The 24,404-nt window shown below is 41.3% G+C and carries 27 protein-coding genes and 1 tRNA gene; 22 read left to right on the plus strand and 6 right to left on the minus strand.

What is annotated here, in order from left to right; genetic code table 11:
• The first annotated feature begins 126 nt into the window (after positions 1-126).
• From rpe to R2I63_RS08110, 10 genes are all read left to right on the plus strand, one after another.
• Positions 127-819, plus strand: a complete 693-nt coding sequence (rpe, locus tag R2I63_RS08065) for a ribulose-phosphate 3-epimerase (protein WP_316356585.1) — start codon at positions 127-129, stop codon at positions 817-819.
• Positions 816-1,778 (plus strand): gluconeogenesis factor YvcK family protein, encoded by a 963-nt coding sequence (locus R2I63_RS08070; RefSeq protein ID WP_316356588.1) that lies wholly within the window; start codon positions 816-818, stop codon positions 1,776-1,778. The genes rpe and R2I63_RS08070 overlap by 4 nt, the downstream gene beginning before the upstream one ends.
• Positions 1,765-2,439 (plus strand): HAD family hydrolase, encoded by a 675-nt coding sequence (locus R2I63_RS08075; RefSeq protein ID WP_316356591.1) that lies wholly within the window; start codon positions 1,765-1,767, stop codon positions 2,437-2,439. Before R2I63_RS08070 ends, R2I63_RS08075 begins: the two co-directional genes overlap by 14 nt.
• 7 nt (positions 2,440-2,446) lie before the next feature.
• Positions 2,447-3,007 carry an elongation factor P gene (locus R2I63_RS08080; protein ID WP_316356594.1) on the plus strand — a complete coding sequence of 187 codons (561 nt, stop codon included), beginning with the start codon at positions 2,447-2,449 and terminating at the stop codon, positions 3,005-3,007.
• A 16-nt stretch (positions 3,008-3,023) separates the two neighbouring features.
• Positions 3,024-3,491, plus strand: coding sequence for an acetyl-CoA carboxylase biotin carboxyl carrier protein (gene accB / locus R2I63_RS08085; protein WP_316356597.1), 468 nt, complete (start codon positions 3,024-3,026; stop codon positions 3,489-3,491).
• Between the two features lie 2 nt (positions 3,492-3,493).
• Positions 3,494-4,921 carry an acetyl-CoA carboxylase biotin carboxylase subunit gene (accC, locus tag R2I63_RS08090; RefSeq protein WP_316356600.1) on the plus strand — a complete coding sequence of 476 codons (1,428 nt, stop codon included), beginning with the start codon at positions 3,494-3,496 and terminating at the stop codon, positions 4,919-4,921.
• Positions 4,854-5,414, plus strand: a complete 561-nt coding sequence (locus R2I63_RS08095; protein WP_316356601.1) for a phosphoribosyltransferase — start codon at positions 4,854-4,856, stop codon at positions 5,412-5,414. The genes accC and R2I63_RS08095 overlap by 68 nt, the downstream gene beginning before the upstream one ends.
• 1 nt (position 5,415) lies before the next feature.
• On the plus strand, positions 5,416-6,294 hold the full coding sequence (gene rfbA / locus R2I63_RS08100) for a glucose-1-phosphate thymidylyltransferase RfbA (protein ID WP_316356603.1): 879 nt from the start codon (positions 5,416-5,418) through the stop codon (positions 6,292-6,294).
• A 385-nt stretch (positions 6,295-6,679) separates the two neighbouring features.
• Complete coding sequence (locus R2I63_RS08105; RefSeq protein WP_316356606.1) at positions 6,680-7,867, plus strand: hypothetical protein; 1,188 nt, start codon at positions 6,680-6,682, stop codon at positions 7,865-7,867.
• Between the two features lie 19 nt (positions 7,868-7,886).
• Positions 7,887-8,021: a hypothetical protein gene (locus R2I63_RS08110; RefSeq protein WP_316356609.1), complete on the plus strand. Its 135-nt coding sequence runs from the start codon at positions 7,887-7,889 to the stop codon at positions 8,019-8,021.
• Positions 8,022-8,076: 55 nt separating this feature from the next.
• Here the strand turns inward: R2I63_RS08110 and R2I63_RS08115 are convergent, their stop codons facing one another.
• Positions 8,077-8,490: a transposase gene (locus tag R2I63_RS08115; RefSeq protein ID WP_445083639.1), complete on the minus strand. Its 414-nt coding sequence runs from the start codon at positions 8,488-8,490 to the stop codon at positions 8,077-8,079.
• 4 nt (positions 8,491-8,494) lie between these two features.
• Positions 8,495-8,863 carry an IS630 transposase-related protein gene (locus R2I63_RS08120; RefSeq protein WP_316356612.1) on the minus strand — a complete coding sequence of 123 codons (369 nt, stop codon included), beginning with the start codon at positions 8,861-8,863 and terminating at the stop codon, positions 8,495-8,497.
• 516 nt (positions 8,864-9,379) lie between these two features.
• On the opposite strand from R2I63_RS08120, the gene R2I63_RS08125 reads away from it, so the two are divergent.
• From R2I63_RS08125 to R2I63_RS08140, 4 genes are read left to right on the plus strand one after another with little or no spacing between them, the layout of a single operon-like run.
• Entirely contained in the window at positions 9,380-10,462 is a 1,083-nt protein-coding gene (locus R2I63_RS08125) for a hypothetical protein (RefSeq protein ID WP_316356614.1), read from the plus strand.
• Positions 10,463-10,481: 19 nt separating this feature from the next.
• Entirely contained in the window at positions 10,482-10,907 is a 426-nt protein-coding gene (locus R2I63_RS08130) for a hypothetical protein (protein ID WP_316356616.1), read from the plus strand.
• 37 nt (positions 10,908-10,944) lie between these two features.
• Positions 10,945-12,501 (plus strand): hypothetical protein, encoded by a 1,557-nt coding sequence (locus R2I63_RS08135; protein WP_316356618.1) that lies wholly within the window; start codon positions 10,945-10,947, stop codon positions 12,499-12,501.
• Positions 12,502-12,524: 23 nt separating this feature from the next.
• Positions 12,525-13,481, plus strand: a complete 957-nt coding sequence (locus tag R2I63_RS08140; protein WP_316356620.1) for a hypothetical protein — start codon at positions 12,525-12,527, stop codon at positions 13,479-13,481.
• Between the two features lie 92 nt (positions 13,482-13,573).
• Here R2I63_RS08140 and rsmI read toward each other — a convergent pair whose 3' ends face one another.
• From rsmI to R2I63_RS08155, 3 genes are all read right to left on the minus strand, one after another.
• Entirely contained in the window at positions 13,574-14,365 is a 792-nt protein-coding gene (gene rsmI / locus R2I63_RS08145; RefSeq protein ID WP_316356621.1) for a 16S rRNA (cytidine(1402)-2'-O)-methyltransferase, read from the minus strand.
• Positions 14,366-14,479: 114 nt separating this feature from the next.
• A tRNA-Cys gene (locus R2I63_RS08150) sits at positions 14,480-14,550 on the minus strand.
• 44 nt (positions 14,551-14,594) lie between these two features.
• Positions 14,595-15,257 (minus strand): hypothetical protein, encoded by a 663-nt coding sequence (locus tag R2I63_RS08155; RefSeq protein ID WP_316356623.1) that lies wholly within the window; start codon positions 15,255-15,257, stop codon positions 14,595-14,597.
• A gap of 114 nt (positions 15,258-15,371) precedes the next feature.
• On the opposite strand from R2I63_RS08155, the gene R2I63_RS08160 reads away from it, so the two are divergent.
• Genes R2I63_RS08160 through R2I63_RS08195 form a run of 8 tightly spaced genes read left to right on the plus strand, consistent with a single transcriptional unit; the run spans position 15,372 to position 23,895 of the window.
• The gene (locus R2I63_RS08160) at positions 15,372-16,643 is read left to right on the plus strand and encodes a UDP-N-acetylmuramoyl-tripeptide--D-alanyl-D-alanine ligase (RefSeq protein ID WP_316356625.1); all 1,272 of its coding nucleotides are present in this window, start codon (positions 15,372-15,374) and stop codon (positions 16,641-16,643) included.
• A 3-nt stretch (positions 16,644-16,646) separates the two neighbouring features.
• Positions 16,647-17,834 carry a phospho-N-acetylmuramoyl-pentapeptide-transferase gene (mraY, locus tag R2I63_RS08165; protein ID WP_316356626.1) on the plus strand — a complete coding sequence of 396 codons (1,188 nt, stop codon included), beginning with the start codon at positions 16,647-16,649 and terminating at the stop codon, positions 17,832-17,834.
• The gene (locus tag R2I63_RS08170) at positions 17,831-18,979 is read left to right on the plus strand and encodes a Mur ligase family protein (RefSeq protein ID WP_316356628.1); all 1,149 of its coding nucleotides are present in this window, start codon (positions 17,831-17,833) and stop codon (positions 18,977-18,979) included. Before mraY ends, R2I63_RS08170 begins: the two co-directional genes overlap by 4 nt.
• 2 nt (positions 18,980-18,981) lie before the next feature.
• Positions 18,982-19,620, plus strand: coding sequence for a lytic transglycosylase (locus R2I63_RS08175; protein ID WP_316356630.1), 639 nt, complete (start codon positions 18,982-18,984; stop codon positions 19,618-19,620).
• Between the two features lie 15 nt (positions 19,621-19,635).
• A complete protein-coding gene (ftsW, locus tag R2I63_RS08180; RefSeq protein WP_316356633.1) occupies positions 19,636-20,742 on the plus strand; it encodes a putative lipid II flippase FtsW in 1,107 nt (368 codons plus the stop codon).
• A complete protein-coding gene (gene murG / locus R2I63_RS08185; protein ID WP_316356635.1) occupies positions 20,718-21,827 on the plus strand; it encodes an undecaprenyldiphospho-muramoylpentapeptide beta-N-acetylglucosaminyltransferase in 1,110 nt (369 codons plus the stop codon). Before ftsW ends, murG begins: the two co-directional genes overlap by 25 nt.
• On the plus strand, positions 21,824-23,131 hold the full coding sequence (murC, locus tag R2I63_RS08190; protein ID WP_316356637.1) for a UDP-N-acetylmuramate--L-alanine ligase: 1,308 nt from the start codon (positions 21,824-21,826) through the stop codon (positions 23,129-23,131). Before murG ends, murC begins: the two co-directional genes overlap by 4 nt.
• Positions 23,128-23,895, plus strand: a complete 768-nt coding sequence (locus R2I63_RS08195) for a hypothetical protein (RefSeq protein ID WP_316356640.1) — start codon at positions 23,128-23,130, stop codon at positions 23,893-23,895. The genes murC and R2I63_RS08195 overlap by 4 nt, the downstream gene beginning before the upstream one ends.
• Here the strand turns inward: R2I63_RS08195 and R2I63_RS08200 are convergent.
• Positions 23,813-24,379 (minus strand): hypothetical protein, encoded by a 567-nt coding sequence (locus tag R2I63_RS08200; protein WP_316356642.1) that lies wholly within the window; start codon positions 24,377-24,379, stop codon positions 23,813-23,815. The two genes, R2I63_RS08195 and R2I63_RS08200, sit on opposite strands and share 83 nt — an antisense overlap.
• Positions 24,380-24,404: the final 25 nt, after the last annotated feature.

Consider the following 24,404-nt stretch of genomic DNA (forward strand, 5'->3'; position numbering starts at 1 on the left):
GGGGATTTTTAATTTTCAGCGATGGCCATTTGACCACTCCATTAAAATTAAAAAACACTCTGCCCCACAGGAAGCATTAGAGATCTTCTAGCCAAAAAATACACAAAATTGAGATAATGGGAGATTATGTCTGAGATTTATATTGAACCATCAATTTTTGCTGGTGACTTTGGTCACCTTGCCGATGAAGCTAAGCGGGCTGAGGATGCTGGCGCTAACGCTATTCATTTTGACATCATGGATGGACATTTTGTTCCAAACTTGAGTTTGAGTCCCAAAGCACTTGCTGCTATTAACAAGGCAACCGACATCTATTTAGATGTTCACATCATGGTTTATAAACCATTCGATTATATTGAACAGTTAATCGAAAATGGTGCTGACTGTATCACCTTCCATATTGAGGCGACTGAAGATGTTGAGGATACCCTCAATTATATTCGCAAATGCGGTGTTCATGCAGGTTTAGCGTTTTGTCCGGAGACAAGTGAGTCGCTTATCCCGAAATATCTCGATAAGTGTGACAAGATTCTGCTGATGACCGTTCATCCCGGTTTTGGTGGACAGGCACTTATCCCTGAAGTTCTAGAAAAGATAGAATTTACTCGGGGATTGTGTGACAGGTTGGATGTAAGGAAAGGGGGCAAAGTTCCTAAAGAAGGAGAAAGTCTCCCTCCTTTTGATATTCAGGTAGACGGTGGAGTCGACGATAAGACCGCGCCTCTATGTATTAAGGCCGGAGCAAACCACTTGGTTTCGGGTACCTACTTGTTCAAGGGGGAAGGTATGAAAGATCGAATCGAGGTGCTTCGCGGGTGAAAAAAATTGTAGTCATGGGTGGAGGAACAGGGAATTTTACTGTTCTTCGGGGGCTCAAAAAACATGCTGTTGATTTGAGCGCGATTGTGTCCATGGCGGATGATGGAGGAAGTACTGGGATTCTCCGCGATGAGTTAGGGGTCCTTCCCCCAGGTGACGTTCGTCAGTGTTTAGTTGCCCTTTCAGATTCTTCACGATTAATGCGAAGCTTAATGAACTACCGCTTTGAAAATGGGGGGCTTGGGGGGCATAGTTTGGGCAATCTGATTCTGTCGGCTCTTGAAAAAGTTACAGGAAGTTTTGAGCGGGCTGTCGAAGAGATGGGGCGGATCCTTTACATCAAAGGAAAGGTGATTCCGGTGACAACGCACCAGGTACGCCTTAAAATGATCCTAAAAGATCGGAAACTCTTAGAAAGTGAAAAAGAAATTTATCTTTCTCACGAAATTGATAAGGGCTACAGCAAGATCTACCTGGAACCTTTTCCAAAACCTAATCCTCACGCACTCTCTGAAATTACAAATGCTGATTTGGTTGTTATTGGTCCGGGAGGTCTTCATACTTCGATTATTCCTAACTTGCTAGTTGATGGTGTGAGCAAAGCTTTGAGGGAATCCCAGGCAAAAAAGGTTTTTATCTGCAATTTGATGAACCGAAGAGGTCAGACAACAGGCTACAAAGTAAGTGATTACCTTAAAGAGATCGTTCATTATTTAGGAAGGGATGTCTTTGATTATATCTTAGTAAATAACCAAACCCCTGATCCGACATTAATTGAAAGGTATGCCGAGGAAGGCGAACTTGTAGAAAATGATATCGATGATCCTCGAATCATTTCAGCAAATCTGTTAGGGGAATTGACTGAAAAAAGGAAAGGAGACATTATGAGACGGAGCTTGATCCGCCACAATTCTACGCAAGTAACAAAAGAGATTATGAATATTGTTGATCATCTTTGATTTAGACGACACATTGATCGATACGAGTGGTTCGATCCTCCCTGGAATTCTAAAGAAAGCTCTTAAAGAGATGGAAGGGGTGGGGCTGTCTATGGCCAATTTTAATCGTTCCTATCAAGAACTTTTGCGTCTTAATACATTTCATAACAGCTCAAAGGATGCTTTGATGGAGTTTCTTGAAATCAACCGGGCTCCGTCCTCTTGTCTAGATATTGGATTAGAGACTGTCTATGAACGGCCTGTTTTTAATGAGGCGATACAACCCGTAGAAGATGCAATTGAAGTGCTCTCAGAGCTTTCAAGATCGCATCCTTTGGTTCTTGTTACGAAGGGGAAGGAAAAGATTCAGCGGGAAAAAATGAAGCGAGCGGGAATTTCAACTCAATTTTTTACTAAACTTTACTTCTGCAAAGAAGGAGAGAAAAAAAATATATACCGAAAAGTGAGTGAAGAAATGGGGATTTCCCCATTAAATGCTTTAGTTTGTGGAGATCGAATCTCTCTAGATCTCACTCCTGCTAAAACACTTGGCTATAAAACTGTTCAGATTAGATGGGGACGTGGATTAGGTAATACTGGATTTAAAAAGGACGTCGATTATACCATTCTGCACCTGAAAGAGTTGAAAGCCCTTTTGGAAACCCTTAAAATAGTTGGTTAACACACAGATGGCAACAACAAGTAATCAGATTTCACCTGGAACAACACTATCGCTCGATGGAAAAATCTACCGAGTGGAGACGAGTGTAAAAGTCACTGTTGCCAAAGGTGTCCCGTTTATTAAAACGAAACTCAAGAACCTTATGTCTGATGAGGTCATTGAGAAAAACTTTAAAGTTGATCAAGAGATCGATGAGGTAAACTTAAGTGAGAGACGGTTGGAGTTTCTTTACTTAGAGGGGAAGGACTACCTGTTTTTGGATATCGATGAATTTGATGAAGTTCTTGTCGCAACCGATGTCGTTGGGGATAAAGTCAATTATTTGAAAGAGGGAATACAGATTCGGGCAATGTTTTATGGAGAGACGATCTTTTCGATCGAACTTTCCCAGTTTTTGGAGCTGATGGTCATAAAGCTTGAAGATATAAAATCTAAGGTTTCTGTTTCGAGTGCTAGTAAATATGGAATTCTGGAGACAGGAGCAAAAGTAGAAGTACCTCTCTTTATTGAAGTGGGCGACATTATTAAAGTCGATACTCATCTCGGTGAGTTCGTGCAAAGAATCTAACTGTTTGGAGTAGGCTGTGGATTTAGAAAAAATTAAAGAGCTTATGGAAGCCATGGAAGACAAAGGGATGACGAAAGTAACCCTAAAGGAAAAAAATGGTTTTGAGCTGGAACTTGAAAGGGGAAATGACTCTGAAATTGCCTCGTACCCTACGCATGTGCCAATGGTGGCAGCACCCCGCGTGGATATTCAGGAAAATAGGATTCTTCCTGAAGCAGCAAAAGAGCCAGGAAAAATCGAATCCAAGGAAGATAATGCAATAACATCTCCAATGGTGGGAACCTATTATGCGTCTCCGTCTCCAGATGACGATCCTTTTGTCAAGATAGGAGACAGCGTGAAGGAAGATACTGTTGTTTGTATCATCGAAGCAATGAAGGTGATGAACGAGGTAAAGGCTGGAAAAAGTGGTGTTGTAAAGGAAGTTTTCTTAAACAATGCTGATCCTGTAGAATTTGGAACGAAACTCCTTACCATAAGTTAGTCATGAAAAAAGTTTTAGTTGCAAACCGAGGTGAAATAGCAGTTCGAATTATTCAAGCGTGTCACGATCTTGGTCTTCAAACAGTGGCTGTTTACTCCAAAGCCGATGCGGAAGCCCTTCACGTACTCCATGCAGATGAAGCGATTTGTATTGGAGATGCACCTTCGAACCAATCTTATCTTAAAGTTCCTCATGTATTATCAGCTTGTGAGATTTCTGGTGCCGATGCGATCCATCCAGGGTATGGCTTCCTAAGTGAGAATGCTAACTTTGCATCGATTTGTGAAAGTTGTGGTATTACCTTTATAGGCCCTTCAGCAAAGACGATTGCGATGCTCGGCGATAAAGCGCAAGCTAAAAGCATCGCAAAGAGTGTGCGCTGTCCAATTATTCCCGGATCGAATGGAATCGTAGAAACTGTTGACGAGGCTCTTAAAGAAGCCAAAAAAATTGGATTTCCAGTCTTCATTAAAGCGACAGCTGGTGGCGGTGGAAAGGGGATTCGAATTGCTCAAGATTCTGAGGATTTTGTCCGTCAATTTGCAGCGGCTCGAGCTGAAGCAGAGGTTTCCTTTGGAAATCCTGATATTTACTTAGAAAAAATGATCTTTAATCCCCGGCATATTGAAGTGCAGATCCTTGGAGATGAGCATGGGAATTATGTGCATCTAGGTGAGAGAGACTGCACCATTCAAAGAAGACGACAAAAGCTGATTGAAGAGACTCCAAGTCCTGTTCTGACTCCCCACTTACGAAAAAAGATGGGAGAAGCAGCGGTGCACTTGGCAAAAGCTGCAAAGTATCACACTGTGGGAACTGTGGAGTTCCTCCTCGATGAAAAGAAGAACTTCTTTTTTATGGAGGTCAACACTCGCATTCAAGTAGAGCACACTGTGACAGAAGAATTGACGGGAATTGATCTTGTGAAAGAACAGATTAAGATGGCAATGGGAGAAAAACTCTTATACAAACAAAAGAATATTCGGATGGAAGGCCATATCTTTGAATTCCGGATTAATGCCGAGAATCCTGCGAATAATTTTATGCCGTCTCCTGGGCTTTTAGAATACTACATTCCTTCTGGGGGACCCAACGTGCGCGTTGATAGCGCTTGTTATTCTGGGTACCGGATCCCTCCTTTTTATGATTCGATGATTGCGAAGCTCATCGTTAAAGGAAAGGACCGCGCCGATGCTATTAAAATTGCGAAAAGAGCTCTTCGTGAATTTCATATCGGTGGCGTGAACTCCACGATCCCGTTTCACCAATATATGCTTCATAACCCTACCTTCTTGTCAGGAGAAGGATATAACCTAGCGTTTATCGATACCCTGATTGAAGAAGGATGCAACTTTGTACACGATGAATCAAAAACTGATACAGAACAAACAGCCCCCGGGCAACGAACTGCAGCTACAACTCCTCATTAGTTCTCAAGAAATTGAGGAGCGCTTGGAAAGAACCGCGCGCGTACTTGAAAATCATTATCCTACTGAAGAGCTTACCATTGTAATGGTGCTAAAAGGTTCCTTCATCTTAGTCGGCGACCTTCTCCGCCATACCCACCTTCCCATCCGTTTAGAAACGGTTCAAGCTACAAGCTATGGAGAGGGAGGTATTGTTAAGGGGGAACAAGAGGTTGCGGGCGTTGATTCCCTAGAAATTAGAGGGAAGCATGTTCTACTAGTCGACGACATCTTTGATACAGGAGAAACCTTGGCAGAATTGTCTAGAAAAATTCAAGATAAGCAGCCAGCTTCTTTTAGGTCTCTCGTGTTGCTTTCAAAAGATGTTCCTCATAATACTGATTACCGTCCTGATATTTCTCTTTTTGATATTGAAGATCGATTTGTTGTCGGGTATGGTTTGGACTACAAGGAATATTATCGGGGTCTTCCCGATATCTACTCAATAGAGATGTAATATGAAAGGTATCGTTTTGGCTGGGGGGTTAGGCTCACGTCTTCATCCCTTGACGCTTGCTACAAGTAAACAACTCCTCCCTATTTACGATAAGCCGATGATTTACTATCCTCTTTCCGTTTTGATGCTAGCGGGGATCCGGGATATTATGATTATCTCTACGCCTCATGATTTGCCTAGTTTTGAGACCCTCTTTGGGGATGGGTCCCGGTTAGGACTTTCCCTTTCCTACGCCGTGCAGGAAGAGCCTCGAGGGATTGCTGAGGCTTTGGTCATCGGTGAATCCTTTATTAATGGAGAGAATGTGGCCCTTATCCTTGGGGATAATATCTTTTATGGCGACCACCTGTCCTCCCTATTAAAGAGCTGTGGCCAGCTTGAATCAGGGGCGGCCATCTTCGGCTATCAGGTGAAGGATCCTGAGCGCTATGGAGTAGTCACATTTGAAGGGGACAAGGTATCTGATCTCATTGAGAAACCTAATCCTGCTCCTTCCTCATATGCCGTCACAGGGCTCTACTTCTACGATGGTCAAGCGGTCGCTTTAGCAAAAGGACTCACCCCTTCGGCTCGTGGTGAGCTGGAGATTACCGATCTCAACCGAGCCTACCTTGATCAAGGGGCCTTGAGAGTCCATCTATTCGATCGAGGCTTTGCTTGGCTCGATACTGGGACCTTTGAAGCTCTTCACCAAGCCTCTAACTATATACAGGTCATTCAGGAGAGGCAAGGGATCCAAGTAGGATGCGTTGAAGAAATTGCCTATCAAAATAAGTGGATTGGAGATCTAGAGCTCGAGTCTCTCGCTAAGTCATTGATTAACAGTGACTATGGGAAGTATCTGTTGGCGCTTTTAGAAGATAATAAAAAACAGGGTTAGTAGAAGAGCTTGGCTTTGTTGCATGATTCAACTTAACTCACTGAAAGTAAAATTGTTACAAAACAAGCTAAAGTCCGCAATAGACTTAAAATGAAGAACTTAGATTTAATGATGTAACAAAGCCAAGGGGCTTTGTACTAATTTTTTGCAATCTTAATGTCAACAGAATCTTAATAATTATTTAAACTTCTAAATAAGAACCATTTGAATAAATTTCTTAGCTTTTTCTCTCTGTATAAAAAATCTTTGCACCAATTTATGGATTTTCCTGCAAAAGACCTTAATATAATAAAATTTTAAAATAAAATGATTGATTTATATAATTTTTATATATAAAATGTAAGTAAGGTTGTAATTGTTTAAGTAAAAATAGGGCAAAATTAATATGATAGAAGACATAAATTTGAATAAACCAAAACCGTCTCTTCCAGAGCAATGGAAGCAAGAGTGGAATTATCTACATAATACCAAAGCGAATGCAGGGGAAGTGCTCCTTTCACTTGCCTGGGCTGTATTTCCAATACTAAACGAATTTACGCAGCAAGAAATGGCAAAGCAAGGAAATTTGATGAATGATATTTCTGGGATGGATGGCTTTCTAAATTCCATTCAAGCCTCGTTTAATCGGGCCAAAGATTATCCAGAATGCATTAAGGCTCAACATGACATAGACAACATTAACAATGATTATTGGGGGCCTGGTGGTAGTAATATAGAGAAAGCCCCAGCAGGAAGTAATATAGAGGACCCCCCAGCAGGAAGTAATATAGAGGACCCCCCAGCAGGAAGTAATATAGAGGACCCCCCAGCAGGAAGTAATATAGAGAAAGCCCCAGCAGATATGAATGATCTTTTTAAGCAAATGTATCTCTTGCATAATCAAGGGGTCGTTTCAGATAGTCAATATGATCAATTTATGGGAAGTGCGAAAGAATTATTCCATTACGGTGATTGTGGTAATGCATGGACAAATCCAGATGGGATTAATGGCGCTCCAACCCTTAATACAACAGATAAGGGATTATTAAAGGCGATAACGAAAGACCAAGAAGCTGAAAAGACTGAGTGGCCTGCGCATAGAATTATCGTCATTCACGACATAGTTTATTCTGCAACCGACAAAGAAATGTCTCAAGAAAAAGCAGCAGACCCTGTTGGGGAAGCAAACAAGTTTTTAGCAGAGGCGGCCTGGATGCACAATAATGGCGACTTGCCTGATGATGTTTACGAGGATTTGGTGCACCAGATTGGCGTACTTTTCGGGACTAGTATTGATATTAATCCTAGTAAAGGATCACCTACAATTCCTAGCTCAGTTACGAATGATTCTATTTTAAAGGTTTGGGGAAATGCTTGGGGTGATTCTTCTAGCACCGATAAGACCTCAGAAATTGGGCCATACACAAATGCATTCACAGCAGTTTCAAGTCGTTTAAATAGCCAGTCATCAGAAGTGCAGGCGCAAGTGAAGTATCTACAGAGTAATGCTCAGCAGTACGAGGGGATGGATAATACAATGATGAATAATTTTATAAGTTTAGAAAAACAAGCAAACAGCTCAATGAAGCAATAAAAAAAATAAGGATATAAATATGAGTCAAGATATTTCACCTCCCATAAAACCACTTAAGGAACCACCCTTGGAGTTAATTGTAAAAGCGTCTGAAGAACTAGAGAAATTTCAGTCGGATAATGAGGCTATCGATGCTAAAACAACATCGCAATGAGATATAGCTAAAGTGACTTAAATTAGTTATAGGCAGAGCTCCTTGAAAAGTTCGTCTATTCCACATTGATATTTTCTTCGCTTAGACTTTGCCTGTGTTCAATAGGGTTTAGATCAGGGGAATAGGGAGGAAGATATTCCAAGGTATGGCCTGCAGCCTGGATCTTCTCTTGCATAGATTTGCTTTTATGGAATGAAGCATTATCCATAACCAGAATACTTTCAGAGGGAAGTTTCGGTAGCAAGTCCTCCTCTGCCCAAATGGAAAAGGCATCTGTATTAATATTGCACTCGAATAACGCAAGTGTAAGGAGGCTTGTTCCAAGTAATGCCCCTATTGCATTTGTTCTTCCTTTTGCTCCCCAATCATGAGTGCCAAAACATCGCTGTCCTATTTTGGAGTAACCGTGGGTGCGGGGCATATCATGGGCAAACCCGCTTTCATCAATATATACAATTGGCTTTCCCAAACGTTTATATTCTGCGATTTTCCCTTGAAAGATTTGTCTTTTTGTTTCGCAGGCCTTGGGATGGTTGAGCGTTTTTTTTATAGCTAATTCTTAACCTCTTCATGGCACACCGAATGCCTGAAGTGCTTACTTTGAGACGATGTGCTCGTTCATAGTTGAAGGCATCAGGGTATTTCTTGATATCCTCCATCAAGATCTCTCTATCAATCTTTATTGCAGGTCTGATTTTAGTGCGCCTTGGCTCTAACCTCTTAGACCAGAGAAACACACTATTTACACTTACTCCAAAGCGTCTTGCTACTTGGGCAAAGCTTAATTTTTCTTTGCTTCGGATCGATAGAACTTTTTTTCTAAAATCTAGCGAATATGTCATTCAAAAAATTATAACTAAAACGAAATATTTTATCTATATACAGGTCATTCAGGAGAGGCAAGGGATCCAAGTAGGATGCGTTGAAGAAATTGCCTATCAAAATAAGTGGATTGGAGATCTAGAGCTCGAGTCTCTCGCTAAGTCACTGATTAACAGTGGTTATGGGAAGTATCTGTTGGCGCTTTTAGAAGATAATAAAAAACAGGATTAGTAGAAGAGCTTGGCTTTGTTGCATGATTCAACTTAACTCACTGAAAGTAAATTTTTTACAAAACAAGCCAAAGTCCGCAATGGACTTAAAATGAATAACTTAGGTTTGATGATTTAACAAAACCAAAGAGCTTTGTACTAATTTTTTGCAATCTTAATGTTAACAGAATCTTAATAATTATTTAAACTTCTAAATAAGAACCATTTGAATAAATTTTTAAAATAAAATGATTGATTTATATAATTTTTATATATAAAATGTAAGTAAGGGTGGAATTGTTTAAGTAAAAATAGGGCAAAATTAATATGATAGAAGACGTAAATTTGAATAAACCAAAACCGTCTCTTCCAGAGCAATGGAAGCAAGAGTGGAATTATCTACATAATACCAAAGCGAATGCAGGGGAAGTGCTCCTTTCACTTGCCTGGGCTGTATTTCCAATACTAAACGAATTTACGCAGCAAGAAATGGCAAAGCAAGGAAATTTGATGAATGATATTTCTGGGATGGATGGCTTTCTAAATTCCATTCAAGCCTCGTTTAATGGGTCCAAAGATTATTCAGCATGCGTTAAGGCTAAAAATGACATAGACAACATTAAAAATGATTATGCGGGGACTGGTGGTAGGCATATAGAGACAGCCCTAGGAGATATGGATGATCTTTTTAGGCAAATGTATCTTTTGCATAATCAAGGAGTCGTTTCAGATAGTCAATATGAGCAATTTATGGGAATTGCGAAAGAATTATTCCATTACAATGATTGTTCTAGTGCATGGACAAATCCAGATGGGATTAATGGCGCACCAACCCTTGATATAAAAAATCAGCAATTATTAGACAAGATAACGAATGACAGAGACGGTAAAAATCCAGAAGGCGGAGGCAAACAGTGGCCTGTGGATAGAATTACCGGCATTCACGACATAGTTTATTCTGCAACCGACAAACAAATGTCTCAAGATCCTGTTGGGGAAGCAAACAAGTTTCTAGCAGAGGCGGCCTGGATGCACAATAATGGCGACTTGCCTGATGATGTTTACGAGGATTTGGTGCACCAGATTGGCGTACTTTTCGGGACTAGTATTGATATTAATCCTAGTAAAGGATCACCTACAATTCCTAGCTCAGTTACGAATGATTCTATTTTAAAGGTTTGGGGAAATGCTTGGGGTGATTCTTCTAGCACCGATAAGACCTCAGAAATTGGGCCATACACAAATGCATTCACAGCAGTTTCAAGTCGTTTAAATAGCCAGTCATCAGAAGTGCAGGCGCAAGTGAAGTATCTACAGAGTAATGCTCAGCAGTATGAGGGGATGGATAATACAATGATGAATAATTTTATAAGTTTAGAAAAACAAGCAAACAGCTCAATGAAGCAATAAAAAAAATAAGGATATAAATATGAGTCAAGATATTTCACCTCCCATAAAACCACTTAAGGAACCACCCTTGGAGTTAATTGTAAAAGCGTCTGAAGAACTAGAGAAATTTCAGTCGGATAATGAGGCTATCGATGCTAAAACAACATCGCAATTAGCAGATGCGCTTAAAATAATTTATGACAATGCTTCGGATATCCTGAAACAAGATAGCGATAAAGTTCAAAAGGATAGTAGTCCCGATGATGCTAACAAGGATGAAAATAAGTACAACTGCGACAATCAAAAATTTCAAAATATAGAGAATGTGGCTAATAATAACGTTCAATCGATGCAAACCTCATCGCAACAGTTAGCTCAATCTCAGCAAATGACGATCCAGTTTGCCTCAGATGCGACTGAGTTATTAAAGTACACTGGGAATTTGTTGCAAGGCCAGCTAGGATAATCTCTACCTTAGAAAATTAATAATAATAGGACAAATTATGTTAAATAATACCTTAACTTCTAGTGAACAACTTAGCCAGAGGTTATTTAATGTTCAATCAAATAAAAAAATTCCAGCAAATAGTGACCTATTGGCTTTATCGCTTGCCTCTCTAAGTGATAGTTTAACTGCTTCTGCTAGTGCTGCTACGTCTAGGAAAAAGCCAGATGCTCCAAAGCCAGATGCTCCAACATCAGGAAGTATCCCAACTAACAAGGCTAATATGAAAGATATTTTTGCAATGGATGCGGCTCTTGTGGAGATAGGGCAGTGGATGCTTGAGAATAACCAAAAATTATCGAATCAAAGCGTTGACATTGGAAAAGTTCTTCAAAAACTTGATGAAGCTCAGTTGGAGAAGGTAATAAAAGAAATTGCAGAACAACATAAGCACCATTCTTTCTGGCATTTTATTTGCCATATTTTTAAGGCGGTTATTGGATGTGTTGAGATGATAGTTCAACCAGAGCATGCTGAAAGTATATATAACAAGAATATTAAGCAAGGATTAAAAGATTTAAAGAGTCTTGGAGAACTTGTTTTTGATGCAAGAATGGCCCTTAACTGTCTATTAGTTGGTGATGTTAAAGATGCAAAGAAATTTGGAGAGAAATGTCTAAAAAGTGAAGCTCTTCCATGGGTCGGCACGATCCTATCAATGGTAATGATTGCTACTGCGGCACTTACTGGACAGCCTGAAATTGCATTAATTGGAGCGATGCTTTTTGTCCTATCAGAGGAAGGCGTCACGAACGATATGACTAAGGGAATCGCAGAAGGGCTTGCTAAGCACATGTCCAAGTCTGCTGCTAAGATTCTTGCTGATCTAATTACCATCGTGATTATCACGGCTTTTGCTGTGGTAACTGGGGGTGGTGCTGCTATTTCTGCAGGTTCTAAAGAGGTTAGTACAGAGGTTGCTGAAGAAGTGAGCGCAGAGGTTGCTGAGGAAGTTGAGGGAGCTGCTTCAAAAATTTCTGACCAAGAGGGTTCTAGGGTTCGCATTAATGGCAAGCGCGCTGCTGGGGTGACATGTATGGGGGCTGCTAGCGGCCTTGGGCAGTCTTCCATCGCATTTGATATCATAAATGCTACAGGTGCTAAAGGTTGGAAAAAAATACTACTGCTTATTGTAGCTGTGCTTACTCAAGTAGCGGCAACTATTGCGGCAACTGCTGGTGGGACAAGCTCAATAATGAAGGCAGCTGAAGGCCCTAATAGTAAGCTCGTTCAATACATCTTAGACAATGCAGACAATTTTAAAGAGCTAGGAGCAGCTATTCAAGCTGGAGTAGGAGCAGCTCAAGGCGGCGTGGAAGTAGCACAGGGAGGAGCTAAAGTTCTTGAAGGGGAAATGAAAAAGGTCATTGCCCAAGCAGAGGCAGCAATGACTCAGATTCATATGAGTATGTCGATGAACGATAACACGCTGTCAGACCTTAGTAGTGGGCTTAAGTCTGATATGCAAACATTAGAAAAAATGCTAAAGGGATTTGGAAAAACAGTTGCTGGCCCTGGAGAAGCGGTAGCAAAATCTTTACTTGTAAATAGTTAATAGTCATTAAAAAGGTGATATACATGGAAAATATAAGAAGTGCAAATACTAATAGTGGAGATCCTATTTCCTCAGCAAAAAAAACTACTGCTGGTGTAAAGTTAGGAGAGTTAATACCTGGGACTTTGGGGCAGTGTATAGCGGCTTTTCTGAAGCTTCAAGAAGACTTTGTAAAAATTGCGAATCAATATGGAGATCAATTTCAGCTCCAATCAAAAGTGACCAGCTCTCTTGCACAAGTAACAGCAAATGCACAGATTCAGCAAGGAGTAGATCAGTTTAACACGGCTCTTTGCCAGGGAATTAGCCAATCTGTTGGTGGAGCTGTTTCGATGGCAGCCAACTCTTTTTCTTTCTATAAGTCTACGGCTGTATCTCCGGAAGAAAATCATTGCAAGCTAGAAATAGAAGGAGGTAAAAATTATTTAAATAAACTGTCTCGTGCTCCAGAGGTTCGTGTTGACGAAGTGGAGCCGGGCCTTGATAAGCTAGAGCCTCTTGGAGGAGATAGCGAAGGTGATAAAGTAAGAAAAGAGCTATTAAATAAAAAAACATTCGTTAAAGAAGAGAAAGGAAAACCACCTGAAGCTGGAATGCCTTCTACAGATGAAGAACCACATATTAATAATATGAAAGAGAAAGAATTTGAAAAAATGCAACAGAAATTTTCTGATCATATTAAAGAAAAGCAAGCAGAGCTGCTTCATATCAGGCAATCAAAAGCCCAGTATTTAACTGCTCTTTCTGGAATATCGGAGTCTTTATCAAAGGCATCTTCTGGAATTGGGCAAGCGGCCTCGGCTACTCCACAAAAGAAGTATGGAGAAGACCAGGCTGATGCAACTAATGGACAAGGAGCCATGCAGATGGCTCAAGGTACATTGCAGCAGCTGCAAGGCTCTTCAACTAAGTTTATACAAAGTGCTTCGGAGATAAACCAGGCGCTGATAGCGATTAATAATGCTGATATGTTGAGCTAATTTGATCACTTGTACTTTTACACGCACCCTCGTGGTTTTCCTCGGGGGTTTTTTTTTGCGACCCAGCGCTCTAGTTCTATCGGTAAAAAAAATCAATCAGTGGTACTTCGATGCAAATCGTCATAAAGTTCCCGTTTTGGTCGGTTCAAAAGTTTAGCTGCGGCTACAAGTGCTTCTTTGGAGCTTACCCCAAAGCGCTCTTCTAGTTCGCGAATCAATGCCTGGGGTGTTTTATCGAAAGGGTTTTCAAACCCCGAAAAGATTAGAACGTATTCTCCTAGAATTTTCTTTTTTTGGAAATGGTCGATTAGCTCTTTTGCGGTTCCTTCAAGGGTTTCTTCGTAGAGCTTTGTCAGCTCACGTGCGATAAAGATTTTTTTTTCAGGGGCGAGCTCATCAAGCCATTTAAGGGTTGTGAGTAGATGGTGGGGAGTTTCGTAGCAAATTGTTAGCCCTTGGAAATAGAGGATATCAATGAGCTGACCCTTTCCTTTTTTCTCTAAAAACCCTACAAATTGAAAACGTTTGTCACTTCCATAAAGACTAAGGGCTGCAATGGCAGCACAGGGGCCTGGAACGACCTCCATTTTTATCCCACCTTCGCGGCAGCGACGCATCAGTCCGGCTCCTGGATCGCAGATTCCTGGTGTTCCCGCATCGCTAATCAGTGCAATCTTTTTTCCGATTGTTAATTCTTCCAAGATTTTCTCTTCCCGTTCCCGCTCATTGAACATGTGGAAGCTCAGCATTTTTGTTTCAATACCATACTCTCGTAGGAGCACACCACTCGTTCGGGTATCCTCTGCCAAAATCAAATCGACATTTTTTAGGACTTCTACTGCTCGAAAGGTAATATCTTTCAAGTTTCCAATTGGCGTTGACACTATATAAAGCATAAGGAGTCATTTTCTAATAATTTTAAAAGAACGGGGAGAAGTAAAATGATTTAGGTCCCTGAATATTAGTTGTATAGATTGTTTTATCTCTTCTTGCAAAAAAGGTGGCACCCAGATTCGAACTGGGGATAGAGGCTTTGCAGGCCCCTGCCTTACCACTTGGCCATGCCACCATGTGAGGGCTTATCATACAGGATAATCCTAAAAAAAGCAATTCTTACTCGAATAACACTCTCCCTTCAATAAACAATTTGTTATGAAGGTCCTCTTCCAACACTCTCAGATGTTTTAAGATTTGTCCAAGAGGGAAGCTAGCTATAGGATTTGTGAGAATCAAGCCATTTGAAAGACGTTCAATTCTTTTGATAGCAAGGCCTACATTGTTGTGAGTGACAACTGCGCTCATGAGATTATTGAACTCCCTTCTTTTATTCTCTCTGATCAGTGGGGAGGATTGGTTGGCTTCAATACATTCACACCGCGCATTTTTAGCTAGGATATCCTTGATATCTTGCGAGGCACCAGCAATTTCCCAGGTATCCAAGTAGATCATACAAAAGACAAATGTCGAAATGAAGTATGTCAATGCAATGAAAGTCAGTAGCCTAGTAAAATGATAGACAGCTGCATTAATGACAGTAAATACGAGAAACGCTTTGGCAGCATGTCTTGTGAAGTACTCGGTAAAGTCGATAACATTTTGAAGCTTATCCAAAGTGGGAATGCTATTTGAAGCATTTTCTCTGAAAGGACTAAACCCATTGATAAACTCTTCAACGCGCTCACCGAGCTGGGTTCTCTCCTGCGGGTCTCTCATTAGGTGGTAGGTATCCCATGCAATAGACCTTCCGTTTCCAAAAAACCGTATTAAACCATCCATTCTTATATCCTTAAGCATTTTTTCCCTATGGAAAGAGTAAACGAAAGTAATTTTTTTTTGCACGAGAAATAATCCTTTGATTATAACCCCGCAGTGAGATATTTTGATAAAATCATGCGAAAAAAACTCAAAGAAATCGGACCATTTTTTGGTCAACGCATCAAACGGGATGAGGTTATTGTTCATGCATCGTTTGATAGTCGCAATGTGCAGAAAGGGACTCTCTTTTTTGCACTCACTGGAGAGACCGTTGATGGTCATAACTATTTGGAAGAGGCTGCAAAAAAAGGGGCGATTGCTGCAGTTGTTTCAAATAGCTACCAAGGCGGCGATTTTGGCTTAGTTTTGATTCCTGTACCCAGTGTGAAACGAGCGCTTCAAGATTTGGCTCAAGAGGTGTTTCAAGAAAAAAGCCCTCTAGTCATTGGAGTTACTGGGACCGTAGGGAAAACAACAACTAAAGAGTTTCTTGCGACCCTTTTAGCAGAAAAGTTTCGAGTCATAAAAAATCCTGGGAGTTTAAACTCCCAAGTGGGATTGCCCCTAACAATACTGAACTGGGAAGGACAGGAAGAAATTTTTGTTTTAGAGATGGGAATGAGTGAAAAAGGGGAGCTGAGTCGTTTAGTAGAAATCGCTCCGCCTCACCTTGGTGTGTTAACGAAGATTTCGCTTGCTCATTCTGCTTTCTTTAACAAGATTGAGGAGATTGCTGAGGCTAAGTGTGAGCTTTTTGAATCTAAAAGGGTAGAGAGAGGGTTCTTTCATTTAGATACAAAAGCGTTTCAGTCGGTGCGTTTACTAAATGTTGCAAAGACGTGGTTTGATTATGAAGATCCCAGGGCTGATGTGACATTAAGAGAGGTGGAATCCCCGTTTGAAGAGAGGCATCTACAGGAAAATTTTTTAGCGGCAGCAAGTGTTGCGCTTCATCTAGGGATGTCTCGAGAAGAAATTGAAGAGGGAGCGAAAAAACTAAGTCCTTTTGATCATCGCTTTCAAAAGGTGGAAAAGGGAGGAGCTTTATTTGTGGATGACTCTTACAACGCATCTCCTTTAGCTATGAAAGCAGCCCTTTCAAGTCTTCCTAAAGGAAAAAGAAGGATTGGATTTTTAGGAGCGATGAAAGAGTTAGGAGTTTTTGAAGTGTCAAGTCATCGAGAAGTCGCTGAGCATGCCCTTCCCCTTTTAGATCACCTGATTTGTATTGGTGAGGAGTGTGTTCCAATGATTGAAGTATTTGAAAAAGGAGGGAAAACGGTCGAATATTTTAAAGAAAAAGAGGGGGCTGTTAAACGTTTAAAGGAAGTCGTGGTAGAAGGGGATGTTGTATTATTAAAAGGGTCCAATTCCTTTAAGCTTTGGACGACGCTCGAGGAGTTTTAACGAGTGATTTATCTTTTTTTGCAGTATTTATCACTGAGTGCAGCTATGAAAGTTCCTGCTGTTTTTCTTTACTCGTCCACGCGGATGATTCTGGCAGCAATGACCACTCTCCTCCTCACAATTTTTATGGGTCCTCGCTTTATTAGTAAGCTCTACGCATTGAAGACGGGGCAATCGATTAGAGTAGAAGATTGTCCGATGCTTGCTGAGCTCCATCAAAAGAAGAAAAAGACGCCAACGATGGGGGGAATATTAATACTTGTGTCGATGCTTGTAGCCCTCCTTTTATGGATGGACCCCCGCAATCCCTTCACGTTAATTCTTGCTGTTTCAACAATATGGCTTGGTTTTCTTGGAGGGATGGATGACTATTTGAAGATGAAGCATAAGAATTCTAAGGGGCTTCCTGCTCGGAAGAAGTTTGGTTTGCAAGTTCTTTTTGCGGCTCTTTTAGGTCTTTATCTTTTATGGCCGGCATTTTCTGAAGCCCTCCATTTTGGAACGTGGTTTATCCCTCCTCACATGAAGTTAGGAGGTGAAGTTTACGAATCACAGCTAGCGTACGGACAATACTTTTTCCCTTTTAAGAAGGGAGCTCTTTTTGCCTTGAGCGGTGTGGGACTTTTCCTAGGTTTTTTGATGACAATTGTGGTTGTCACAGGTTCCTCAAACGCTGTGAATCTTACGGATGGACTTGATGGGTTAGCCTCGGGATGCATTTTGATGGTAGCTGCAGTTTTTGCTTTATTTGCGTTTCTTTCGAATAATATCGAAATGGCTCGCTATCTCAATATTCCCTATATTGAAGGGAGCTCTGAGATAGCCATCTATATGTGCGCAATGGCGGGATCGTGTCTTGGTTTTCTATGGTATAACGGGTATCCGGCACAGGTGTTTATGGGAGATACAGGTTCACTGGCCCTTGGGGGGGTTTTAGGAACCGCGGCCGTACTGATGAGAAAAGAGTTTTTACTTGCTCTTGTTGGAGGAATCTTTGTTATCGAAGCTGTCTCGGTAATTTTGCAGGTGCTTAGTTACCGGTATCGAAACAAAAAAAGGATTTTTCGGTGTGCTCCTTTGCACCATCACTTCGAATTTAAGGGGTGGCCTGAACCAAAAGTTGTCGTCCGTTTTTGGATTATTAGTTTAATTTTGGCCCTCCTTGGCTTAGCATCAATAAAGTTTCAATGAAAGCACTTGTCATAGGACTTGGAAAAAGTGGAAAAGGAGCTGCAAAGCTTCTGTTGAAGCAAGACTATGCTGTCTATGCTGTTGATCGCATCCCTCAAAAAATGGAGGGAGTGACTGTTTGTTTTGAAGATGAAGAGATAAAGGCTGATTTAGTCGTTCTTTCTTCAGGAGTTCCTCGGAGCCACCCACAGGCAAAGGGATGTGTTGTGGGGGAAGCGGAACTTGCGATTCGAGCCTTGAAGAACAAAATGGTGGGTATTACGGGAACAAACGGCAAGACAACTGTTACCTTGCTTGTAACGCATGTGCTCAACGCATCAGGAATTAGGGCGCGGGCCCTTGGAAACGTTGGAGTTAGCTTAGCAGAGTATGCTTGTGCTCCTGATCCAAAGGAGATTCTAGTTGTTGAACTTAGTTCTTATCAACTAGAGACTTTGGAAACTGTAGCATTCGATGTGGGACTCATTACAAACATCACCCCTGATCATCTGGATCGGTATCCCTCTTTTGAGGCTTATAGAGACACAAAGCTTCGATTAAAGGATCTTATTCAAGAGGGGGGAACCTTTATTGAAGAAGGGGATTCTTATTTACAACTAACTAAGAACGAGAGATACTGGAAGTCGATTGGACCTCATGCTGTTTGTATGGCGTGGAAAATTTGTAAAGTCTTCGATGTTACGTGGGAGGATTTTAACGCCGCGTTAATAACATTTAATAAGCCTCCCCACCGAATGGAAATTGTTGATATGGTTGAAGGAATCACCTTTATTAACGATAGTAAAGGGACAAATATTGAATCAGTAATGTATGGTGTTAATCAGATTGAGGGTTCCATTTTTTTGATTGCTGGTGGTCAAGGTAAAGGGGATTCTTTTAAAAAATGGAAAAAACCATTTACACAAAAAGTTAAAGGGATCTTTGCAATAGGGGAAACGGCTTTGCAAATTGAGAAAGAGCTAGGAGATGCCATCCCAACTCTGTGTTGTGAAAGTCTGCGTGTTGCTGTGGATAAAGCGAGAAATGCTGCTCATACTGGAGATACGGTCCTTTTTTCCCCAGGGTGCGCAAGTTTTGATCAGTTCAGAGACTATGAAGAAAGGGGTGAAATGTTTAAAGAGATTATCAGAGAGGTTAGGAAATAAGGATGAATCGAAGAGATATTATTATCGTAGCTGTGTTGATTAATACAGGGCTCCTTGTGGCCCTCTTTGTCAGCTCTCTAAAGAAAGATCAGGGAACAACTGACCTAGCTCTTTCACCCAAAGAAGCCCATCAGATTGAAATTGCTGCCACACCTCTTTCTGCTAAACAAGGGGGAGATCAAATCGATCAGGTTATTAGTCAGTACACAGCTATGGCGAAAACCGAGGAAAAAAAGGAAGAAGCTCTTCCTCCTCCAGTGCTGACTCCTACACCTAAAGCGGAGACAAAGACGTTTATCTCTAGCCCTCTGCGTGTTGTTACCGTCGAGAAGGGAGATGTTCTTGAGAAAATTGCGCGCTCTCATGGAATAAGTGTTGATGAAATTATGAAGCTCAATAGTCTTTCTAACTCTCGTCTCCAAATTGGGCAGGAACTGAAACTTCCTGAAAGGAAAGTCCCCAAAAAAGAGGCGCTTGAAAAGACAGAAGATGGGAAGTTTTATGTTGTAAAAGGGGGAGATAATCCTTGGACTGTCGCCCAGAAAAATGGAATACAGGTGGATGAACTTCTTAGGCTGAACAATATGGATGAAGAAAAGGCAAAGCGATTGCGTCCTGGTGATCGATTAAGAATTAAATAGGGCTTCCAGAGTGTTATGAAAAGCGTTTATTTCCTCTTGTCATTCACAACAATTCTATTTGCCGTTGGCATCTTAATGGTGTTTGACACCTCCTCTGCAGAAGTGATTGATCGAAGTTTAAATATAAGCACTCATCACGCTTTGATTAAACAGCTTGTGTATGGTTGCTTAGGAATTATTCTAGCTCTTTTAACCTTCTTTTTCGGATACCGGAAACTTCTCAACTTTGCTCCTTACCTTTTCTATGGACTCACAGTGTGTTTGATACTCGTCTTTATTCCCGGAATTGGCCGAGCCCTCAATGGTGCCAATCGATGGATTTTCTTTGGCCCACTTTCTTTCCAACCTTCAGAATTTATGAAAGTTATTGCTCCTCTATATTTCATTCATCTCTATATGAAAGAGGAGAGCATGACGTGGAAACGATTTTACTTGATTGTATTGCGACTGGCTGCTCCACTTTTTTTGATCTTGATCGAACCAGATAATGGAACCGTTGCTATCATTATGGTTACTCTAATGGCTCTATTCTTTCTTTGCCGTGTGAGGTGGCTTTATTGGCTCCTTCCCGTTCTCTTTTTAGGAGGGCTTGGAACAGCAGCAGCAATGCAAATGCCCCACGTAAAACATAGGATACAAGTCTATCTCCACCCAGAATCCGATCTATTAGGAAAGGGACACCAACCGTATCAAGCAAAAATTGCTACAGGATCAGGAGAGCTTTTTGGTCGAGGAGTTGGCGAAAGCTTGCAAAAACTCAATTACCTTCCTGAAGCGCGTAGTGATTATATTGCAGCAATTTATGCTGAGGAACTTGGTTTTATTGGCATTCTTTTTTTAGTACTTCTTTATCTGTTCATTGCGTATAGTGGCTTCCATATTGCTATGAAAGCGGAGACGAAAGGGGGATTTTATGTTGCGAGTGTCATCACCTTTTTGATCTCATTTCAAGCATTTTTGAATTTAGGGGTTGTCTCAGGGCTGCTTCCTAGTAAAGGGACTAACCTTCCCTTCTTTAGTCAGGGGGGGTCATCCCTCTTAGCAAACTGCATTGCGATTGCTCTTATTATGAGTACGCATAAGAAAAAGGAGCCCAATTGGAAGAAATTGCAGGCCGCCTAAATGTAATGATTGCCGCTGGAGGAACAGGGGGGCACCTTTTCCCTGCTCAGGCGCTTGCTCTTGAGCTGATTGAAAAGCATCCAGACATGAAGATTACCTTTGTGGGCGCAGGACTCAAAAAAAACCAGTACTTTAACAAAGGTGTTTTTCCCTATCTTGATATCAAAAGTGGTACACCCTTCAAAAAACACCCCTTAAAAGTCTTAAAGGCACTGTTAAATCTTTCGCAGGGGACTTTGAGATGTTTCAACTTTTTTTTGAAAAAAAAACCCGACGTTATCGTGGGGTTTGGGAGTTTTCATACTTTCCCAGCTATTTTAGCAGCTAAACTTAGAAAAGTTCCTATTGTGATCTTTGAGAGTAATGCGCTTCCAGGAAAAGTAAATCGTTATTGTTCCAAATGGGCAAAGATTTCAGCAATTCAATTTTCCCATGCTCATGAATATTTCCGTTCTAAGAGTATTTGCGTAGAAATGCCGCTCATAAAGAAAGGAAAGGTTACTCGCAAGGAGGCGCGGGCTTACTATGGTCTTGAGGGAGAGAAATTCACTCTTCTGGTTTTTGGAGGATCACAAGGAGCTCAAGCTGTAAATCGGTTCTTTTGTGGGGCTGTGCAGCGACTTGTAGAGGAGGGAATTGATTTTCAAGTCATCCACATTATAGGGGATAAGAAGCGAGGAGAGAAACTTCAAGATTATTATGTAAAAATGAATGTTCCTGCATGTGTTAAAGTTTTCGAGGAGAAAATGGAGTATGCGTGGACTGCCGCAGATCTTAGTATCTCGCGCTCAGGAGCAGCAACGCTTGCCGAATTCATTGAGTTTTCTGTTCCTAGCATTTTGATTCCTTATCCTTATGGAACAGAAAATCACCAACAGAAAAATGCGGCGTTTGTTACTGATGAAATTAAAGGGGCTATTTTGCTCGAAGAAAAAGGACTAAGAGGGGATGGTCTGGCTTCTAATATCTTAGAACTTATGGCAAACGAACATGAAAAACTTAAAGAGATGAAAAAAAACCTTCGCATCTATAAAGAAGAAGAAAGTAAACAAAACCTTTGTTCAGTAGTGCTGAAATCCTTATGACGAAACAATTCCATTTTTTAGGTGTGGGGGGAATCGGAATGAGTGCTCTCGCCCATCTTTTAATTGAGAGGGGGGATAGCGTTTCAGGCTCTGATTTAAAAGAGCTTCCTCATTTGAGCGGGATAGGGATTAAAGTCACAAAACTGCTGCCGAAAGAAGGAACAGTTATATATAGCTCAGCAATAGCGCAAGATAACCCTCTTTTTATCGAAGCTAAAAATCGTGATCTTCCTGTAATCCATCGCTCAGAACTCGTGAAAATTCTTCTTGAAGGTAAAAAGGGACTTTTGGTTGCTGGAACCCATGGGAAAACAAGCACCTCCGCTCTCTTGGCTTGGACGTTAATATCTGCAGAAAAACACCTCACCTATGCTGTAGGGGGAATCCTCCAAAATCTTCAAAAAAATGGAGGATATGGAGATGGCGAATACTTTGTGCTTGAAGCAGATGAAAGTGATGGAAGCTTCCTCAATTATGAAGGGGAGGGAGCCATTATCACCAACATTGAAAAAGAACATCTTGAATATTGGAAAACAGAGGAAAAACTCTTAGAGGGTTTTCAAACGTTCATTTCTAAAGTGAAAAATCCCGATCTTTTACTTTGGTGCAGTGATGATCCTCTTCTTACGCAACTCTCTCCTCCTGGAATTTCATATGGAAAGAAAGGAAATCTAAAGCTTATTGCATGCAGGCAAAATGGTGGATCCTCCTTTTTTTCTGCAGAGTTTGAGGGTAAAACATACTTAGATGTGGAGTTTCCTGTAATGGGTGAAACCCTTGTGCTTAACGCCCTTGCTGTATTCGGAATGGCGTTGAGACTCGGCCTTACTGAAGGAGAAATTCGCAATGCTTTCAAAACCTTCAAAGGTGTCAAGCGGAGGCAAGAAAAAATTGGAGAAGTGGGACGGATTGCAATCTATGACGATTATGCGCACCATCCGACTGAAATTCAAGTCCTTTTAGCGAGCATGAAAAAAAGAATGGGAAAAAGACGTCTTATTGCTCTTTTTCAGCCTCACAGATACACCAGAACACGTGATCTCTTTACTGAGTTTAAAGGGGCATTTGCAAAGGCTGATCTCACAATTATTACTAACCTCTATCCTGCAGGAGAAAAACGCATACCTGGTGTTAGCGGAAGAAATCTGGCCCTGGAGATAAGAGGAGGCCACACACTCTTTTTAGAGAAAGATAAACTTTTGACCTACTTGCCAAAACTTTTGATTCCCGGGGATGTTCTTATTACGATAGGTGCAGGCGATATTACAGCCATTGGGCCCCAGCTCATCAAGGCGATCTCATGAAACTCCTCAAGCCTATGTTTCTTGTTTGTTTTGCTCTTTTTTTGACCCTTGGTTTCTATGCTGCTCTCTCGTACTTTGAACGGCAAAAACCTCCTCCCGCTCCAATTAAAGCCATTGCTCAGATGGGGCCCTTAAAAGACGCCTTAAAAACCGACTATTTAGCAGAGTTTCTCGGCTTATCTGTGGACTTCCCCCGATCAATTACGGCAGAAGAGGCTGAAAAGATCTTACTTGAAATCCCTTGTATTAAGAAGGTAGCTGTTTCTTTCCTCAACCCTGAGACACTCTATATTGATTATACCCTGAGGACTCCACAGTTTATCCTCGGCGACTTTGAAAACCTTGCTCTTGATAAACATGGCGCAGTGTTTTCCTTAACCCCTTACTATACCCCTAAACGCCTTCCAGTTCTTTATTTGGGGGAAGGGCATGTCAAAGAGAAGAAAGAGGTTGCTACGCATCTTCTCGAGGTACTTGGCAGCGAGATTACAATGATAGACGTTTCAAACTATTTAGAACGATCGCTAGGTAAGCGGGAAATCGTAATTGCTTTTGGAGCCCATCTGCTTAGGCTTACCCCCAAGCGCTATCTTGAGGAGATTGCTCACTACCAAAAAATTCGCATGAAAATGGGGAATGACCCTTTTATTATCGACCTTCGAGTCCCTAGTCTTGCTTATATTACTTCAATAGTGACAGAACCTTCTGCTGAAGACTCTTGGGTCCTTCTGAATGGTCAATGGCATCCTGTAGAGTACGACTAATCTCTTCAGCCTTAATATGTGGCATCTCTTTTGTAACTCTTCCAAGAAGAGAGGTGATCACCTGGTGGACTTCTTCAGATGTATCGGGTTCTGAAATATTGACAGAGATCTGAATTTTAGTCGCTTGCATCACGACTCGGCTCTTTGCATTATGGTTAGTGAGGCTATCGACAATCTTTTCTACCTCATGAGGAATTTTGTCGAGGGTTTGGCTTCCTCCATCGATCTCTTCCATCAATTGACTGAGTTTTTCATCAGCGAGGGTTCCTTCCTCTTTAGTTGCAGTTCCTTGTTCGGATATATTCATGATGTATTGCAAGCCATGATATCCCTCTGTTGGAGAGTTCGGTTGGCGAATTGACTGATACCAGGAGTAGAAGGCTTTAGCCTTATCTCCAAAAGCCTCATTTTGAACGTTTGAGGCGCTTGCTTTTGGCGTTATTCCTGGCATCTCAGAATCTGGGATTGGATCGATATCAACCATGGGTCCCCCTTTAGCTTATTTTATC

The sequence above is a fragment of the Candidatus Neptunochlamydia sp. REUL1 genome (genome assembly GCF_963457595.1).
Classification (GTDB): domain Bacteria; phylum Chlamydiota; class Chlamydiia; order Chlamydiales; family Simkaniaceae; genus Neptunichlamydia.

Coding starts and splice junctions, on each gene's coding strand:
- R2I63_RS08125 (WP_316356614.1), top strand. CDS start 9,380: ATGATAGAAGACGTAAATTTGAATAAACCAAAACCGTCTCTTCCAGAG.
- R2I63_RS08095 (WP_316356601.1), top strand. CDS start 4,854: ATGAATCAAAAACTGATACAGAACAAACAGCCCCCGGGCAACGAACTG.
- R2I63_RS08175 (WP_316356630.1), top strand. CDS start 18,982: ATGAATCGAAGAGATATTATTATCGTAGCTGTGTTGATTAATACAGGG.
- R2I63_RS08195 (WP_316356640.1), top strand. CDS start 23,128: ATGAAACTCCTCAAGCCTATGTTTCTTGTTTGTTTTGCTCTTTTTTTG.
- R2I63_RS08080 (WP_316356594.1), top strand. CDS start 2,447: ATGGCAACAACAAGTAATCAGATTTCACCTGGAACAACACTATCGCTC.
- R2I63_RS08135 (WP_316356618.1), top strand. CDS start 10,945: ATGTTAAATAATACCTTAACTTCTAGTGAACAACTTAGCCAGAGGTTA.
- R2I63_RS08130 (WP_316356616.1), top strand. CDS start 10,482: ATGAGTCAAGATATTTCACCTCCCATAAAACCACTTAAGGAACCACCC.
- R2I63_RS08120 (WP_316356612.1), bottom strand. CDS start 8,863: ATGACATATTCGCTAGATTTTAGAAAAAAAGTTCTATCGATCCGAAGC.
- accC (WP_316356600.1), top strand. CDS start 3,494: ATGAAAAAAGTTTTAGTTGCAAACCGAGGTGAAATAGCAGTTCGAATT.
- rpe (WP_316356585.1), top strand. CDS start 127: ATGTCTGAGATTTATATTGAACCATCAATTTTTGCTGGTGACTTTGGT.
- R2I63_RS08105 (WP_316356606.1), top strand. CDS start 6,680: ATGATAGAAGACATAAATTTGAATAAACCAAAACCGTCTCTTCCAGAG.
- R2I63_RS08170 (WP_316356628.1), top strand. CDS start 17,831: ATGAAAGCACTTGTCATAGGACTTGGAAAAAGTGGAAAAGGAGCTGCA.
- R2I63_RS08155 (WP_316356623.1), bottom strand. CDS start 15,257: ATGGATGGTTTAATACGGTTTTTTGGAAACGGAAGGTCTATTGCATGG.
- murC (WP_316356637.1), top strand. CDS start 21,824: ATGACGAAACAATTCCATTTTTTAGGTGTGGGGGGAATCGGAATGAGT.
- R2I63_RS08200 (WP_316356642.1), bottom strand. CDS start 24,379: ATGGTTGATATCGATCCAATCCCAGATTCTGAGATGCCAGGAATAACG.
- R2I63_RS08160 (WP_316356625.1), top strand. CDS start 15,372: ATGCGAAAAAAACTCAAAGAAATCGGACCATTTTTTGGTCAACGCATC.
- ftsW (WP_316356633.1), top strand. CDS start 19,636: ATGAAAAGCGTTTATTTCCTCTTGTCATTCACAACAATTCTATTTGCC.
- R2I63_RS08110 (WP_316356609.1), top strand. CDS start 7,887: ATGAGTCAAGATATTTCACCTCCCATAAAACCACTTAAGGAACCACCC.
- rfbA (WP_316356603.1), top strand. CDS start 5,416: ATGAAAGGTATCGTTTTGGCTGGGGGGTTAGGCTCACGTCTTCATCCC.
- R2I63_RS08140 (WP_316356620.1), top strand. CDS start 12,525: ATGGAAAATATAAGAAGTGCAAATACTAATAGTGGAGATCCTATTTCC.